Annotated in this window: 11 protein-coding genes; 7 read left to right on the top strand and 4 right to left on the bottom strand. The window is 65.8% G+C overall.

The genetic code is table 11. The features are described from left to right. The first annotated feature begins 40 nt into the window (after positions 1–40). From WDB66_RS13490 to WDB66_RS13475, 4 genes are all read left to right on the top strand, one after another. Complete coding sequence (locus WDB66_RS13490) at positions 41–2,626, top strand: TonB-dependent receptor domain-containing protein (protein WP_339399127.1); 2,586 nt, start codon at positions 41–43, stop codon at positions 2,624–2,626. A 156-nt stretch (positions 2,627–2,782) separates the two neighbouring features. Continuing rightward, complete coding sequence (locus tag WDB66_RS13485; protein ID WP_339399126.1) at positions 2,783–4,462, top strand: hypothetical protein; 1,680 nt, start codon at positions 2,783–2,785, stop codon at positions 4,460–4,462. Between the two features lie 156 nt (positions 4,463–4,618). After that, positions 4,619–5,047, top strand: a complete 429-nt coding sequence (locus WDB66_RS13480) for a hypothetical protein (protein WP_339399125.1) — start codon at positions 4,619–4,621, stop codon at positions 5,045–5,047. Between the two features lie 31 nt (positions 5,048–5,078). After that, entirely contained in the window at positions 5,079–6,779 is a 1,701-nt protein-coding gene (locus WDB66_RS13475) for a SulP family inorganic anion transporter (protein WP_339399124.1), read from the top strand. Positions 6,780–6,806: 27 nt separating this feature from the next. On the opposite strand, the gene WDB66_RS13470 is transcribed toward WDB66_RS13475, so the two are convergent. Then, on the bottom strand, positions 6,807–7,499 hold the full coding sequence (locus tag WDB66_RS13470) for a 2OG-Fe(II) oxygenase (protein WP_339399123.1): 693 nt from the start codon (positions 7,497–7,499) through the stop codon (positions 6,807–6,809). A gap of 145 nt (positions 7,500–7,644) precedes the next feature. Here WDB66_RS13470 and WDB66_RS13465 point away from each other — a divergent pair, with 145 nt between their 5' ends. Both WDB66_RS13465 and WDB66_RS13460 read left to right on the top strand, forming a co-directional pair. Further along, positions 7,645–8,796 carry a hypothetical protein gene (locus tag WDB66_RS13465; protein WP_339399122.1) on the top strand — a complete coding sequence of 384 codons (1,152 nt, stop codon included), beginning with the start codon at positions 7,645–7,647 and terminating at the stop codon, positions 8,794–8,796. Continuing rightward, positions 8,793–10,205 carry an MBOAT family O-acyltransferase gene (locus WDB66_RS13460; RefSeq protein WP_339399121.1) on the top strand — a complete coding sequence of 471 codons (1,413 nt, stop codon included), beginning with the start codon at positions 8,793–8,795 and terminating at the stop codon, positions 10,203–10,205. Before WDB66_RS13465 ends, WDB66_RS13460 begins: the two co-directional genes overlap by 4 nt. Positions 10,206–10,647: 442 nt before the next feature. Here WDB66_RS13460 and WDB66_RS13455 read toward each other — a convergent pair whose 3' ends face one another. From WDB66_RS13455 to WDB66_RS13445, 3 genes are all read right to left on the bottom strand, one after another. Further along, positions 10,648–10,992, bottom strand: a complete 345-nt coding sequence (locus tag WDB66_RS13455) for a hypothetical protein (protein ID WP_339399120.1) — start codon at positions 10,990–10,992, stop codon at positions 10,648–10,650. Positions 10,993–11,361: 369 nt separating this feature from the next. Next, complete coding sequence (locus WDB66_RS13450; RefSeq protein ID WP_339399119.1) at positions 11,362–12,834, bottom strand: NAD-dependent succinate-semialdehyde dehydrogenase; 1,473 nt, start codon at positions 12,832–12,834, stop codon at positions 11,362–11,364. A 93-nt stretch (positions 12,835–12,927) separates the two neighbouring features. Beyond that, positions 12,928–13,314, bottom strand: a complete 387-nt coding sequence (locus tag WDB66_RS13445; RefSeq protein WP_339399118.1) for an EF-hand domain-containing protein — start codon at positions 13,312–13,314, stop codon at positions 12,928–12,930. Between the two features lie 125 nt (positions 13,315–13,439). Here WDB66_RS13445 and mutM point away from each other — a divergent pair, with 125 nt between their 5' ends. Beyond that, a complete protein-coding gene (gene mutM, locus WDB66_RS13440) occupies positions 13,440–14,252 on the top strand; it encodes a bifunctional DNA-formamidopyrimidine glycosylase/DNA-(apurinic or apyrimidinic site) lyase (protein ID WP_339399117.1) in 813 nt (270 codons plus the stop codon). Positions 14,253–14,367: the final 115 nt, after the last annotated feature.

Here is a 14,367-nt window from a genome sequence, read left to right as displayed (position 1 = left end):
GGCCCGCTGGATCATTCCTTTCCAACGCCGCAGCTTCCCTATGAACGCTACTCCGCTGGCGGCCGCCATTCTGGTGGCCCTGTCCCTGTCATGCGCACCGCTGGCCCTGGCCCAGGAGCCGGTGCCGCCTCCACCTCCACCACCGCCGACCACGCCTGAAGACACGCCGGCAACCACCTTGTCCGAGGTGTCGGTGCAGGAAACCTATATCCAGGAGGAGGGCGGCCAGTTCGATGCATTGCAGGTGCGGCGCGAATCGGCGCAACTGCTGGACGTGCTTTCCGCCGAACAGATTTCCCGCGCCGGTGATTCCGATGCCGCCGCCGCACTGCGCCGTGTCACCGGGCTGAGTCTGGTCGATGACCGTTTCATTTATGTGCGCGGTCTGGGTGAACGCTATTCGGCCGCGTTGCTCAACGGCGCGCAGATCCCGAGCCCGGACCCGACCCGGCGCGTGGTGCCGATGGATCTGTTCCCCAGCGGCCTGCTGGCCGGGGTCGATGTCAACAAGAGCTACAACCCGGCGCTGCCGGGCGAGTTCGGTGGCGGCACGGTCAACCTGCGCACCCGCGGGGTGCCGGCCGGGCCGATGTTCAAGGCTGATCTGGGGCTGGGCTATGCGCACGGCACCACCGGCGAGGATGGCTGGCGCTCGGCCAGCGGCGGGCGTGACTGGCTGGGCCGCGACGATGGCCTGCGTGCGCCGCCCGCAGGGGTGTTGCAGCGCCCGTTGCCACCGCGCGGTTCGGCCGAATTGGCCGATCTCGGGCATGCGGTCATGGGCAAGGAATTCGGTGTCTCGCGCAAGCGCATGGGGCCGGACGGCAGTGCCTCGTTGAGTGCCGGCAACAGCTGGGGCGGCGACGAATTGCGCGTGGGCGTGGTCGGCGCCGCGCGCTGGTCGCAGAGCTGGGATCTGCGCGAGGAAGAGCGCGCCGAGTATTCGATCCGCGGTGACGGCAACCTCAACCGCAACCAGGAATACCTGCGCGAGCGTGCCGAGCGCAGCGCCGACTCCAGCCTGTTCTTCTCCACTGGCATGGATATCGGCGCTGACCACCACATCGACGCCAGCGTCATGCGCCTGGCCCAGACCCTGCAGCAGGACCGCGTCGATACCGGCTTGCGCACGCTGGGTACCGAGGAGCGCAGCACCACCAGCGAATGGACCGAAAACGTGCTGACCACGCGCCAGTTCGGCGGTGAACACCTGTTCGCAGCCGCCGGCGATCTGGGTCTGCAATGGCAGTACACCGACTCCAGCGCGAGCCGCGACATGCCGTTCGCGCGCAGCTCGATGTACACCCTCAGTGTCGCCGGCGAATACGTCTACACCCCGAGTTTCCCGGCCCAGATGCGCTGGGAAATGATGGATGACGATGTCGAGGAAATGCGTCTGGGACTGACCTACCCCTTCGTGTTCGGCGACTCGTCCGGGCTGACGCTGTCGGCCGGCGGCAGCCGTCTGCGGCGTGACCGCGATTCGGAAATCTGGCGCGTCAGTGTGCGTCATCTGGATCGCCTGCCGTCGGTGGATACGCCGATCGACGACATTCTCAATCCCGGCCAGATCGATTCCGGCGCGCTGGAATTGCTGTCGGCCAGCCAGCCGACCGACTTCTACCAGGCCGAGCAGGCGCTGGACGCCTGGTATCTGCGCGCCGACCTGACCCTGGGCGCGTGGCGTGCCGATCTGGGCGTGCGGCGTGAAGACAACGACCAGCGCGTGGTGACGCAGGATCCGTTCCTGCCCGGCGCGGTGCCGACCGTGGCGCATCTGGAAGGCAGTGAAACCCTGCCCTCGGCAACGCTGACCTGGGGCTATTCGGACAATGCGCAATTGCGCCTGTCCTGGAACCGGACCATCGCCCGGCCCGAGTTCCGCGAGCTGTCGCGCGCGCCCTACACCGATCCGCTGCTGGACATCACCGTGCTCGGCAACCCGGACTTGAAACAGACCGAGATCACCAGTTACGACCTGCGCTGGGAGTACTACTTCATCGGCAGCGACAGCGTCTCGGTGGCGCTGTTCCGCAAGGAATTCGACGACCCGATCGAACTGGTGCGGACCCCGGCTTCGGGTGATCTGCTGGAACTGCGCAATGCCGACAGCGCCTTCGTGAATGGCGTGGAATTCGAGATCGGCAGCAATCTGGGCTATTTCGGCGATGCGCAATGGGTACCCGAAGGCATCCGCAACACGATTCCCTGGTACGACCTCGGCGTGAGCCTGAACCACACCCGGATCGATTCAGAAGTGGATCTGGGCGCGGCGGTCGGTATCCAGACCTCCAGCCAGCGCCCGCTGCAGGGCCAGTCGCCGTACCTGACCAACCTGGCACTGACCTGGTTCGACCCGAACGCGGTGCATGAGGCCACGCTGCTCTACAACGTCGCCGGCAAACGCGTCACCAAGGTCGGCCTGCAGGGCTTACCGGACGAATACGAACAGCCGTTCCACCAGCTCGATTTCAGCTACTCGCGCACCTTCGCCGACAACTGGAAGCTGCGCCTGCGTTTGCGCAACCTGCTCAATCCCGGGGCCGAGTACACCCAGGGCAGCGAGGTGTCGCGCCGCTACCGCAAGGGACGCGAGATCGCGGTCAATCTGGAATGGAGTTACTGAGGCGGTTGATCCGCTGTTGAATCGCCGGGCCGGTGCAATGCCGGCCCGTGCCGCGTGGCAGGCGCGGCTGTCTTGAAACCGAAACGCGACTGTCGCGCCGCTGTCATCGCCACTTACCACCATGCCGGTTCCTTCCCCAACCCCCGGATGGCGACGATGTCCTTCCCGTTCCGCAAGACCACCCTGGCGCTGGCCCTGGCCGGTGCATCCCTCGCTGCGACCGCCCAGGTCAGCATCAACGACGGCCTCGATGGCAACTGGTACAACCCCGCCACCACAGGCAGCGGCGTCTCGATCGACGTGCTGCCGCAGGCCGATGGCGGTGCGCTGCTGTACGGCGTGATGTTTGATTACGACAGCGCTGGCAAGCCGGTCTGGTACACCTTCCTGGGCGATCTGGCCAAGGGTGAAAACGTGGTTGAGGGCGTCACCGTCAACCTGTTCGAGAAGGGCAGCGAAGCGGTGTCGATCGGCACCGTTGCGATCGACGTCTCCAGCTGTGATTCGCTTGGCCTGACCTTCGATTTCGATGAGGCTTCCGGCTTGGCCGATGCCGCGCACGACGTGAGCCCGGGCCAGACCAACATCGGCTTCGCGGGCAACCCGCTGTGCAACGAAGCACCGGTTTTGGCCGCCTGCCCGACCGGCACCACCGCCGAGGGTGCCGACTGCCTGCTGCCCAACAGCATTGAAAGCGAGCTGTACCTGCCGGCCGGCAAGAAGTATCTGGTCAAGGGCGCGGTGATCGTGGAAGAAGGCGCCACGCTGACGATCGATCCGGGCGTCACCGTGCAGGGTCACGAGGACACCACCCAGGCCAACTTCGTTGGCGTCAAGGCGGGTGGCCGCATTTATGCCGAAGGCACCGCGACCCGCCCGATCGTGTTCACCGGTCCGACGCCGGAAGTCGGCTCTTGGGGCGGCCTGCACATCGCCGGCCATTCGACCTGCAACGACTATGTGTCCGAAGCCGAACCGTGCAAGTTCGAGGCCTATCCGGAGATGACCTTCGGTGGTGACAAGCTCGACGACAACTCCGGTGTGCTGCGTTATGTCCGCATCGAGTGGGCCGGCATCCCGATCCGCGACAACGAAGAGCTGAACTCGCTGACCCTGCTGGGCGTCGGTGCCGGCACCACGATCGAGTACGTGCAGGTGGATGGCGGCAAGGACGATGGTTTCGAGTGGTTTGGCGGCAACGTCAACGGCCGTCACCTGGTCTGCTCGAACATGGGCGACGACTGCTTCGACATGGATGACGGTTACCACGGCAAGCTGCAGTTCCTGCTGGCTTGGCAGGGCGACAACTACGATATCGGCGGCGATTCCAACGGCATCGAATCGGACAACAGCAACCCGTCGCCGGATATCCCGCCGCGCACCCGTCCGGAAATTTCCAATATCACGCTGGTCGGCTCCAGCCAGTATGACAATCTGCACGGACTGCGTATCCGTCGCGGCAGTGGCGGCATCTACAGCAACCTGGTCGTGACCGGTTTCACCGGCGTCAGCCTGGCGCTGGATGGCCCGGAAACCTGGGCGGTGCGTGGTGATGATCTGGTCTTCACCCATTCCTTCGTCGGCAACAGCGGCAAGGGTCTGTTCGGCGGCAATTCGGCCAGCGCCGATGAAGTGGCGGCCTGGTTCAACGGCCAGGAAGGCAACCAGACCGGCGACGCCCAGCTCGACGGTTACCTGCCGCAGGCCGGTTCGCCGGTGCTGAGCGGTGGCAAGGCACTGAGCGATCCGTACTTCCGTCCGGTCACCTACCGTGGTGCCTTCGCCGGTGCGCACGACGACTGGACCCGCGGCTGGACCGTGAACCTGCCGCGCTGAGCGATCAGCCCGCAGTACTGAACGCTTGCGCCGGCCTGCTGCTGGCACAAGCATCCGGAAAAGGTCGGCGATGCCGGCCTTTTCCCGTTCCAGTGCCGGTGCAGGATGAAGCCGGCATTGGCCATCGCCCCCCGATATCGGTGACAATGGCACGTCATGTCCGGCCATCGCCTCCCAATACGCCTTTTCCTTGCCGCGCTCTTGCTGGGGCTGCTGGCGGCATGCGGGGTCGGTTCGCAACAGGACATCCGCCAGACCACGCTGTTCAACTACGCCGGTGCGATCCGCTGGGGTCATATCGACGATGCCTGGTCGATGGTGGACCCGGAATACGCGCGGCGGCACCCCCTCAGCCAGCTGGATCGGCAGCGCTTCGAGCAGGTGCAGATCACCGGCTACCGGGTCAAAGGCAGCCAGATGCTGTCCGAAGAAGAGCTGGTGCAGCTGGTGGAAATCCGCCTGATCAACCGTCACACCCAGTCCGAGCGGGTCATCCAGGACCGCCAGCTCTGGCGTTGGGACAAGGAATCCAGGCGCTGGTGGTTGACCACCGGCCTGCCGGATATCGTTCCCGGCTCGCCATGAGCACCTGGTCGGCGCAGGCCGGCATCCGGGCATGAGCGGCCGCATCCTCCCGGGACGTTCCTTCGAGCCCAAGCTCGTATCGGTATTGCGCCACGGCTATTCGCTGGGCGATCTGCGCGCCGACGCGATGGCCGGATTCACCGTTGCGGTGGTGGCCTTGCCGCTGGCGATGGCGCTGGCGATCGCCTCGGGCACCACGCCGGACAAGGGTCTGCACACCGCGATCGTCGCTGGGTTCCTGATCTCGCTGCTGGGCGGCTCCAAGGTGCAGATCGGCGGGCCGACGGCAGCTTTCATCCCGGTGGTGTTCAACGTCATCGAACAGTACGGCTACGGCGGCCTGGTGCTGTGCACGCTGATGGCTGGCCTGATGCTGATCGCCGCCGGGTTGCTGCGGCTGGGCAATCTGATGAAGTTCATGCCGCAGCCGGTGATCACCGGTTTCACCGCCGGCATCGCGGTGACGATCTTCGTCAGCCAGGTCAAGGATGCGCTGGGGCTGAAGATCGAGCATCTTCCGGGCGAATTCCTGGCGCGTTGGCAGAGCTACTGGGCGCATCTGGATACGTTCAATCTGGCGGCACTGACGCTGACGCTGATCTGCCTGGGCGGGATCGTTGCGATCAAGCGCTGGCGGCCGCAGTGGCCGGTGCTGCTGATGGCGGTGGTCGGTGGTTCGCTGCTGGGGCTGGTTTTGCCGGTGGAAACCATCGGCAGCACCTTTGGCGAATTGCCGCGCGCGCTGCCGCAGATCGCGTTCCCGCATATTCCGCTGGATCGCACCATGGATCTGCTGCCAGCCAGTTTCACCATCGCTTTCCTGGCTGGCGTCGAGTCGCTGCTGTCGGCGGTCGTGGCCGATGGAATGACCGGCGGCAAGCACCGTTCCAATGCCGAACTGGTGGCCCAGGGCGTGGCCAATGTCGGCTCGGCGCTGATCGCCGGCCTGCCGGCCACCGGCGCGATCGCGCGTACTGCGACCAATATCCGGGCCGGCGCACGCTCGCCGATCGCCGGCATCGCGCACAGCGCCTTCCTGCTGCTGTTCATGCTGTTGCTGGCGCCGTTGATGAGCCATGTGCCGCTGCCGGCGCTCGCTGCCGTGCTGCTGATGGTGGCCTGGAACATGAGCGAGGTGGACCGCTTCCGGCGCCTGATGAAGTCACCCTGGGGCGACCGCCTGGTGCTGCTGACCACGTTCGTGCTGACGGTGATGTTCGACCTGACCGTGGCGATCGAAGTCGGTGTGGTGATGGCCGCCTTCATCTTCATGAACCGGATGAGCCGCGTGGTCGAGGTGGAGCCGGATTCGGAGGCGGGCGGGCTGGTCGATGACGAAGGCAATGACGAGGTTGGTTCGGCCCAGCGGGCGGCGCTGCCGCCCGGCGTCGAGGCCTGCCGCGTGGCCGGGCCGCTGTTCTTTGCCGCGGTCAGCCGGTTGGACAATGTGCTGGATCAGGTACCGCGCGGCACCCGCGTGTTCATCCTGCGCATGCGCCTGGTGCCGATCATGGATGCCTCGGGCGAGGCCGGGCTGGATGCCTTGCTGGACCGCTGCCAGCGGCGCGGCATCCGCGCGATTTTCTCAGGCCTGCAGCCGCAACCGCGGCGCACCGTGATCGACATGGGCATGGTGCATCATCCAGCGCTGCTCGGCATGGCCAGCGATTTCCCCGCCGCACTGGCGATGGCGCAGGCCTATATCGACGAGGATCCGGCGGCGGCGCGCTGAGGCTGCGGCCGCACTGGTCGGGCGGAATTACTGCTGCGGGAACAGCACTTCGGCGCGCTGCATCAGGATCCAGCTGGTGGCGATGTACTTGTCGCCACCGCGCGGCATGTTGCCGCGATGGGTGTGGGTGAAGGCGGCCGGTGCCAGCAGCAGGTCGCCGGTGCGCGGCTTGACCTTGCGCTGCTGGTAAAGGAACTCGGTTTCGCCTTCGGAGAAACCATCGTTCAGATAGACCGTCCACAGCAGGTGGCGGTGCAGGGTTTCGCAATCCGGATCGCGCGGATACAGCTCGCAGTGCCAGTACGGATAGCCGCCCTGGTCGGCGGTGTAGCGCTGCAGATTGACCGCGCCGGGACGCAGCATGGTCTGGACCAGCGCGGTGATGCGCTCCTGCGGCATGTCCAGGATGTCCTGTTCGGTCAGCTGGCGTGGCGGGTTGCCCATCTTCAGCATCAATGGCGCGATCAACAGGTGCGGATAGCGCCGCAGATATTCCACGGTGGCCTTCAGCGCCGCACCCATCAGCAGGTGTTCCACGTCCTGCCAGTGCGCCTTGCCCTGCAGCATCAGGTCACGGCTGTCCTTGAGTTCGGGAAACACACCCGAGCCGACTCTGCCCGGCCCCTTGTCCTGATCGGCCTCGAAGCGCGCCACGATCTGTGCGCAGACCTCAGGCGACACGGCATTGGGATAGATCTCGATGAAGTCGGTGATGGACATGCGGGCAGCTTTGCGGGGCAGGTCAGCAAGCTTAGCGCAGGGCGCCGCAGGCGGATGCCAAATCGGGCACGGGTGTCGCGGAAACGCCAGAGAAAAAGCGGATAATCGTGCGACCACCATCGCACAGGACGTTAGTCTGGGCTCCATGTTCGATTCCCCCGCACGGGCCTGGGCCCACATACGCCGCCTGCTGGTGTTGACGCTGGCGCTGCTGCTGGTCTGGTTCGTGTTGGAGTCGCTGGTCTATCGCAGCGGTTTCTACTACCGCTGGCTGGCCGAACCGCGCTCCAATGCCGGGGCGGTGACGCTGCGCCTGGCGCGCGCGCAGAACGAAACCGGCGGCACGGCGCCGGTGGTGCTGGTGTTCGGTGACTCGCGTGTTGGCGAAGGGTTCTCCAAACCGGTGGCGCAGGCGCAGGTGCCCGGTCTGGATTTCGTCAATCTCGCGGTGCCTGGCAGCACGCCGCGCACCTGGTACTACCTGCTGCGTGAGCTGCAACGGCGAGACACGCGGTTCGATGCGGTGGTCGTCGGTCTGCCGTATCGGCATATCGGTGGCGGTGAACTGGCGAACTGGTCGCTGGATACGCTGTTCATGGCGCCGCTGGTGGACCCGCGTGACATGTGGACGTTTCCGGCCAGCTTCACCAGTGAGGAAATGCGCCGCCGCGCGCATCGCACGGTTTGGACGCCGGCGCTGGTGATGCAGGCCGACACGCGCGCACTGCTGTCGGCGCCGGAGGCGCGCCGGCAGCATCTGGACTACCGGCAATGGTGGCTCGAACATGCCAGTAACTACGCCGGGCGCGAAGAGCGCATGCCGGCGCTGCATTTTGATGCCGCAGGCCAGGTGGTCGATTTCAGCGATGCCGATGCAGGCCAGCGGCAAAAGATCGAACAGCATCTGCGCGATGTGCGCGTGGCCGAAAAACCTGTCAATGACGCTTTCCTCGCACACTGGCTGGGCCAGGTTCTGGCGCTGGCGCGCGCGCATGATGTGCCGTTGATCTTCTACCCGCATCCACGCAGTCCCTATCCGGCGCTGCTGCCGGATTTCGGCGATCTGCCGCCGTCGCTTGCGGCATTGGCGAACGAACCAGAAGTCACGGTGCTGCCGCCGGATTTCCTCGCCGATCTGGAGGCGCCGGACTATTTCTTCGACACCCTGCACGTCAACCTGCATGGGCGTGAGGTCATCAGTCGCCGGGTGGCACAGGCGGTGGCGCAGGTCATCGGGCATCCGTTGCCCGATGCCGACGGATCAGGCGCGGATGCGAAGCAGGTGTCGCCGCGATGATGTTCGATACCTTCCAGTACTGGATCTTCTTCGCGGCCGTTCTGCTGGGCCTGGCGCTGTTGCGCGACCGTCCGGCCAAGGTCGCGCTGGTGCTGGCCAGCTTTGTGTTCTACGGCGTCTGGGACTGGCGCTTCTGCCTGTTGCTGGGCGGCTCCATCGTGGTGAACTACTTTTTCGGCATCGCCATCGATGCGCGTGAGGGCAACGCGCGCAAACGCATGGTGGCGCTTGCGGTGGCGTTCAATCTGGCGGTATTGGGGTTCTTCAAGTACGCCAACTTCTTCGTCGATTCCTTCGCCACGCTGTTCGGTCTGAACCCGGACGGCATGCTGCTGAACATCGTGCTGCCGGTGGGCATCAGCTTCTTCACCTTCGAGGGCATTGCCTACGCGGTGGACATCTACCGCCGACAGATGCGTGCGGTGCGCGATCCGGTGGATTTTTCCCTGTTCATCACCTTCTTCCCGCACCTGGTGGCCGGGCCGATCATCCGGCCGATGGATTTCTTTCCGCAGTTGGCGCAGCGCCTGCCGCTGACGTCGGAGGATTCGCGCTGGGGCATGCGGGAAATCCTCAAGGGGCTGATCAAGAAGGTGGCGTTTGCCAACTGGTTCGCGCCGATCGCCGATGCCTGGTACACGGGCGCGCAATACAACGGCGCCGAGGTGCCGGCCTGGGCTGGTGTGCTGGCGTTTTCGATGCAGATCTACTTCGATTTTTCCGGCTACACCGACATCGCGCGCGGTTGTGCACGGCTGCTGGGCTACAAGTTTCCGCCCAATTTCGAGCGGCCGTATCTGTCGGCCAGCATCACCGAATTCTGGCGGCGCTGGCATATCTCGCTGTCGTTCTGGCTGCGCGATTACCTCTACATCAGCCTGGGCGGTAACCGCGTCAGCGTGCCGCGCACCTATGTGAATCTGCTGATCGTCATGGGCCTGGGCGGGCTGTGGCACGGTGCGAGCTGGAACTTCGCGATCTGGGGGCTGTACCACGGCTTCCTGCTGATCGGGCATCGCTTGTGGCGGCAGGCGGTGGAAAAGTCCGGCATCGCCGGCATTGTGGATGCGCGCTGGCTGCTGCCGTTCTGGATCGGGCTGACCTTCGTCATCGTCACGCTTGGCTGGATTCCGTTCCGGGCACCGGATTTCGCCGCTTCGCTCGCCACCTTCCAGGCCTTGCTGGCACCACAGGGCTGGGGTTTCGCGCAGGCGCATCCGGCGATCGTGCTGATTCCCGTTGGAACGCTGGCGTTCTGTCTGCTCGACCACCGGCGCTGGCTGCAGGACTGGCTGGTGCAGCGCGCCAGTCTGCCGCTGGTGGCACTGGTCGGCGCGCTGGCCCTGTTGTTCCTGGAAATCTTCGCGCAGGTCGATGCGCAGGTGCCGTTCGTGTATTTCCAGTTCTAGTCGCAGAGCCCGCGGATCTTCGCCGCTTCCATCGCCGGTGCGGCGAAGTCGATCGAGGCCAGCAGGCCATCGTCGGCGATGTTGTACCCAGGCCACACCATTGGGAAACAACGCCAGCGTGATGCCACCGAAGCCGGACAGGAACAGCACCCAGAGCGGCTCCGGGCAGCCCAGTCCGGTTTGCAGGTTGCGTGCCCAGAATCCGTGTTGGTAGCGGTAGTTTCGCAATGAAGCCACCTGCAGGCCGGGTTGCGCCGGATCGCGTTGCATCGCCGCTTCGAATATGCCGGCATCCGGCACCTCGCGGCCGTTGATGCGGCCACGCTGTTCACCGAGAAAGCGCGCCAGTTTCGCGATGTCATCGCCAGCAGCGTCAAACCCCAGCCGAACAGTGGTTGCCGCTGCGCATCGTGGCTGCGGCGTGTGACGCGTGCAGCAGGGCTCAGTTGCAGCGGTGCGAACAGATCGGCCCAGAGCAGGTCGTCGAACACGTCGTGCTGTTCGCGTCCGGGAATGCGCCGATGCGTGGTGATTCCTCGTCCGCCATATAGGCCGGCGAGTCGTGCTGGCCGCTGCTCATGCCCAGCAGGTGGCGCAGCTGGACATCCTTCCAGCGCTCGGCGAGACAACCGCTGGCGCGCGAAACCCCGCCATCGGCACTGAAGCTCAGCATCAACATGCCATTGTGCGTGCAATTGGCATTGCGCTGCACTAGTGCGAACGGAGTCGCGGCGCGGCTGTGGCCATCATCGCCCGGCTTGTCCCAGACCCGACACGGCTCGAACATGAACTTCCCCACGGATACGTGCTCGGGATCGGTCCGTGCTACGCCGGGATCAGCGCTTGGCCATGCTGCACGAAGGTGATGTCCAGAACCTGCGGCAGGCCGCGCGTCTGCCGCAGTGCGCGTGGTGACACGAAACCTCCAGCGCCAGCACGGTGCGCGTGGACGGCTTGCCGGACAGCCGCAGCCAGCCCTCGAAGCGCTGCTTCGCCGGCTTCGCATTTGCCGGCGGCGCATAGGCGGAAAAATCGACCGGGCGCCGTTAGCTGTCCGACAGCAGGATGTCGCGATCCGGCAGCTCATCGGCGCTTGCCTGACTGGCGGCAAGCATCGCCAGTGCCGCGAGCCAGCCGGCGGCGGCGCGCCGGTTCGTCATCCCATGCCACCCAGGCACACGTACTTCAGTTCTGTGTAGTCATCCAGTCCGTACTTGGAGCCTTCGCGGCCGATGCCGGATTGCTTGATGCCGCCAAACGGCGCGACTTCGGTCGACACCAGGCCGGTATTGACGCCGACGATGCCGCATTCCAGTGCTTCGGCGACGCGGAAGGCGCGCGCCAGATCGCGGGTATAGAAGTAGCCGGCCAGTCCGGCCTCGGTGTCGTTGGCCAGTGCGATGGCCTGCTCTTCGGTCTCGAAGCGGAACAGTGGCGCGACCGGGCCGAAGGTTTCCTCGTGTGTGATCCGCATGTCCGGGTTCACGTCGAGCAGCACGGTGGGCTCATAGAAGGTGCCGCCCAGCGCGTGGCGCTTGCCGCCCAGTGCGATGCGTGCGCCCTTGGCGGTGGCGTCGGCGACGTGCTCTTCGACCTTTTCCAGTGCCTTGGTATCGATCAACGGGCCTTGGTCGGTGGCACCGGCGAGGCCGTCACCGACGCGCAGCCTGGCGACCGCTGCGCAGAGTTTTTCCGCGAAGGCGTCGTACACGCCGGCCTGCACGAACAGGCGGTTGGCGCAGACACAGGTCTGGCCGGTGTTGCGGAATTTGCTCGCCATCGCGCCTTCGACCGCGGCATCCAGATCGGCATCGTCGAACACGATGAAAGGCGCGTTGCCGCCCAGTTCCAGCGAGACGCGCTTGATGCCCTTCGCGCACTGCGCCATCAGTGTGCTGCCGACGCCGGTGGAGCCGGTGAACGAGAGTTTGCGCACCTTCGGGTGGGAGGTCATTTCGGTACCGATGGCGGCGGCGTCGGCGCCGGTGACGATATTCAGCACGCCCGGCGGCAGACCGGCGCGTTCGGCCAGCAGCCCCAGCGCCAATGCCGAATACGGCGTCTGCAGCGCCGGCTTGCAGACCACGGCGCAGCCGGCGGCCAGCGCCGGGCCGAGCTTGCGCCCGAGCATCGCGGAGGGGAAATTCCAAGGCGTGATCGTGGCGACCACGCCGAGCGGCTGGCGCAGCACCATGATGCGTTTGTCGGCGGCATGGCCGGGGATGGTGTCGCCGTAGATGCGGCGAGCTTCTTCGGAAAACCACTCGATGTAACTGGCCGAATAGGCGATTTCGGCCTTGGATTCGGCCAGCGGCTTGCCCTGCTCGGCGGTCATCAGCAGGGCCAGATCGTCCTGGTGGGTGAGCATCAGTTCGTAAAGCCGGCGCAGGATCTGGGCGCGCTCTTTCGCGGTCTTTTTCGCCCATGCAGGGAAGGCGGCGTGCGCGGCGTCGATGGCGCGGCTGGTTTCGGCCTCGCCCATGTCCGGCACGGTGCCGAGCACGGCGCCGGTGGCCGGGTTGGTGACATCGCAGCTGCTGCCGGAATCGGCCGCGAGCCACTCACCGCCGATCAGGCAGCGTTGGCGCAGCAGGTCCGGATCGCGCAGGGGAAGAGGGGATGTGCCCATGGTTCGAGGCTCCTGATATGGGCCGGCCGGGGCCGGTCATGCCCCATCCTCGCGCAGAGGCCGCGCGACCGCCACCTCCGTGCGGCGAGGATCTCAGCGTGGCGGTGCGGTCAGTTCGTTGGCGTCCAAGAAGCCATTGTTGTCGGTGTCGAGCAGATCGAACATCCGGGCCAGCGCGCGGCGGTGGCCTTCCAGCGTGGTGGCGGTGCGGGCGCGGACGCCGTTGGGCAGCTCGTCGGCGGACAGCACGCCGTCGCCGTTGCGGTCCATCGCGTGGAAGCCGCGGCCCATGTAGTCCTGGTATTCCTGCAGCGAGATCCGGCCATCGCCATTGGTGTCGAACCGGCGCAGGTAGTCCTGGCGCGTCTGCACCTGCGCGCCCGCAGCACCGGCGACGAACAGCGCAGGCAGCAGGAGCAGCAGTGCGGTGGTGGTTCGTGTTGAAGCTGCGGCGTAGCGGCCAGTGTTGGCATGTGGCATCGGATTCTCCCTGTACCGCATGATGCGGGCTGGTCGCGGTGCTGTCATCCATGGCGCGAGGGCCCATGCCGGTGGCGGACTGGGCGACAATGGCCAGCTCCGGTTTTCCATGGCCACAAATCCCCATGCCCGAACTTCCCGAGGTCGAAACCACCCGGCGCGGCGTTGCGCCGCACCTGCTGGAACGCCGTATCAAGGCGGTGACCTTGCGTCGCCCGGCGCTGCGCTGGCCGATTCCGGAACAGATTTCGGCGGAACTTCCCGGGCAACGGATCGACGCGGTGCGGCGCCGCGCCAAGTACCTGCTGTTGGATGCGCAAAGCGGCAGCGTGCTGCTGCACCTGGGCATGTCCGGCAGCCTGCGGGTGCTGCCGCAGGGCACGCCGGCGCGCACCCACGATCATGTCGATCTGCTTCTGGACAACGGCGCGATGCTGCGCCTGACCGATCCGCGTCGCTTCGGTGCGGTGCTGTGGCAGCCGCAGGGCCAGCTGCATGAACTGCTCGCCGGACTCGGGCCGGAGCCGTTGTCGGCCGATTTCGATGGCGCCTATCTGCGCCGCCGCGCCGCCGGACGCAGCGCGCCGGTCAAGCACTTCCTGATGGACCAGCGCATCGTGGTGGGCGTGGGCAATATCTATGCGACCGAGGCGCTGTTCCGTGCCGGCATCCATCCTGCGCGCCCGGCCGGGCGCATTTCCGCCGCCCGCTGGGAGCGTCTGGCCGGCGCGGTGCAGGAGATCCTGGCGCAGGCGATTGAACGCGGTGGCACCACGCTGCGTGATTTCCTCAATCCCGATGGCGAACCGGGATATTTCGAGCAGGAACTGTTCGTCTACGGCCGCGCCGGCCAGCCCTGCAAGGTCTGCGGCGGCACCCTGCGTGCCGCCGACTGGGGCCAGCGCGCCACCGTCTACTGCCCGCGCTGCCAGCGTTGAAGCCCACCAACACCTGGCACAGGAACGCGGGAAAGAACCGTAGCCCGTATATGGACTCCTCCTCTAGCGCAACCCCATCGGACGGGAAGATCACCGCGAACGTATATTCGGCTTC

It is taken from the genome of Denitratimonas organivorans (genome assembly GCF_037478135.1).
GTDB lineage: Bacteria > Pseudomonadota > Gammaproteobacteria > Xanthomonadales > Xanthomonadaceae > Denitratimonas.
Note: the sequence above shows the minus strand (reverse complement) of the source record. Positions and strands in the feature narration are given on the sequence as shown.

Coding starts and splice junctions, on each gene's coding strand:
- WDB66_RS13490 (WP_339399127.1), top strand. CDS start 41: ATGAACGCTACTCCGCTGGCGGCCGCCATTCTGGTGGCCCTGTCCCTG.
- WDB66_RS13485 (WP_339399126.1), top strand. CDS start 2,783: ATGTCCTTCCCGTTCCGCAAGACCACCCTGGCGCTGGCCCTGGCCGGT.
- WDB66_RS13480 (WP_339399125.1), top strand. CDS start 4,619: ATGTCCGGCCATCGCCTCCCAATACGCCTTTTCCTTGCCGCGCTCTTG.
- WDB66_RS13475 (WP_339399124.1), top strand. CDS start 5,079: ATGAGCGGCCGCATCCTCCCGGGACGTTCCTTCGAGCCCAAGCTCGTA.
- WDB66_RS13470 (WP_339399123.1), bottom strand. CDS start 7,499: ATGTCCATCACCGACTTCATCGAGATCTATCCCAATGCCGTGTCGCCT.
- WDB66_RS13465 (WP_339399122.1), top strand. CDS start 7,645: ATGTTCGATTCCCCCGCACGGGCCTGGGCCCACATACGCCGCCTGCTG.
- WDB66_RS13460 (WP_339399121.1), top strand. CDS start 8,793: ATGATGTTCGATACCTTCCAGTACTGGATCTTCTTCGCGGCCGTTCTG.
- WDB66_RS13455 (WP_339399120.1), bottom strand. CDS start 10,992: ATGTTCGAGCCGTGTCGGGTCTGGGACAAGCCGGGCGATGATGGCCAC.
- WDB66_RS13450 (WP_339399119.1), bottom strand. CDS start 12,834: ATGGGCACATCCCCTCTTCCCCTGCGCGATCCGGACCTGCTGCGCCAA.
- WDB66_RS13445 (WP_339399118.1), bottom strand. CDS start 13,314: ATGCCACATGCCAACACTGGCCGCTACGCCGCAGCTTCAACACGAACC.
- mutM (WP_339399117.1), top strand. CDS start 13,440: ATGCCCGAACTTCCCGAGGTCGAAACCACCCGGCGCGGCGTTGCGCCG.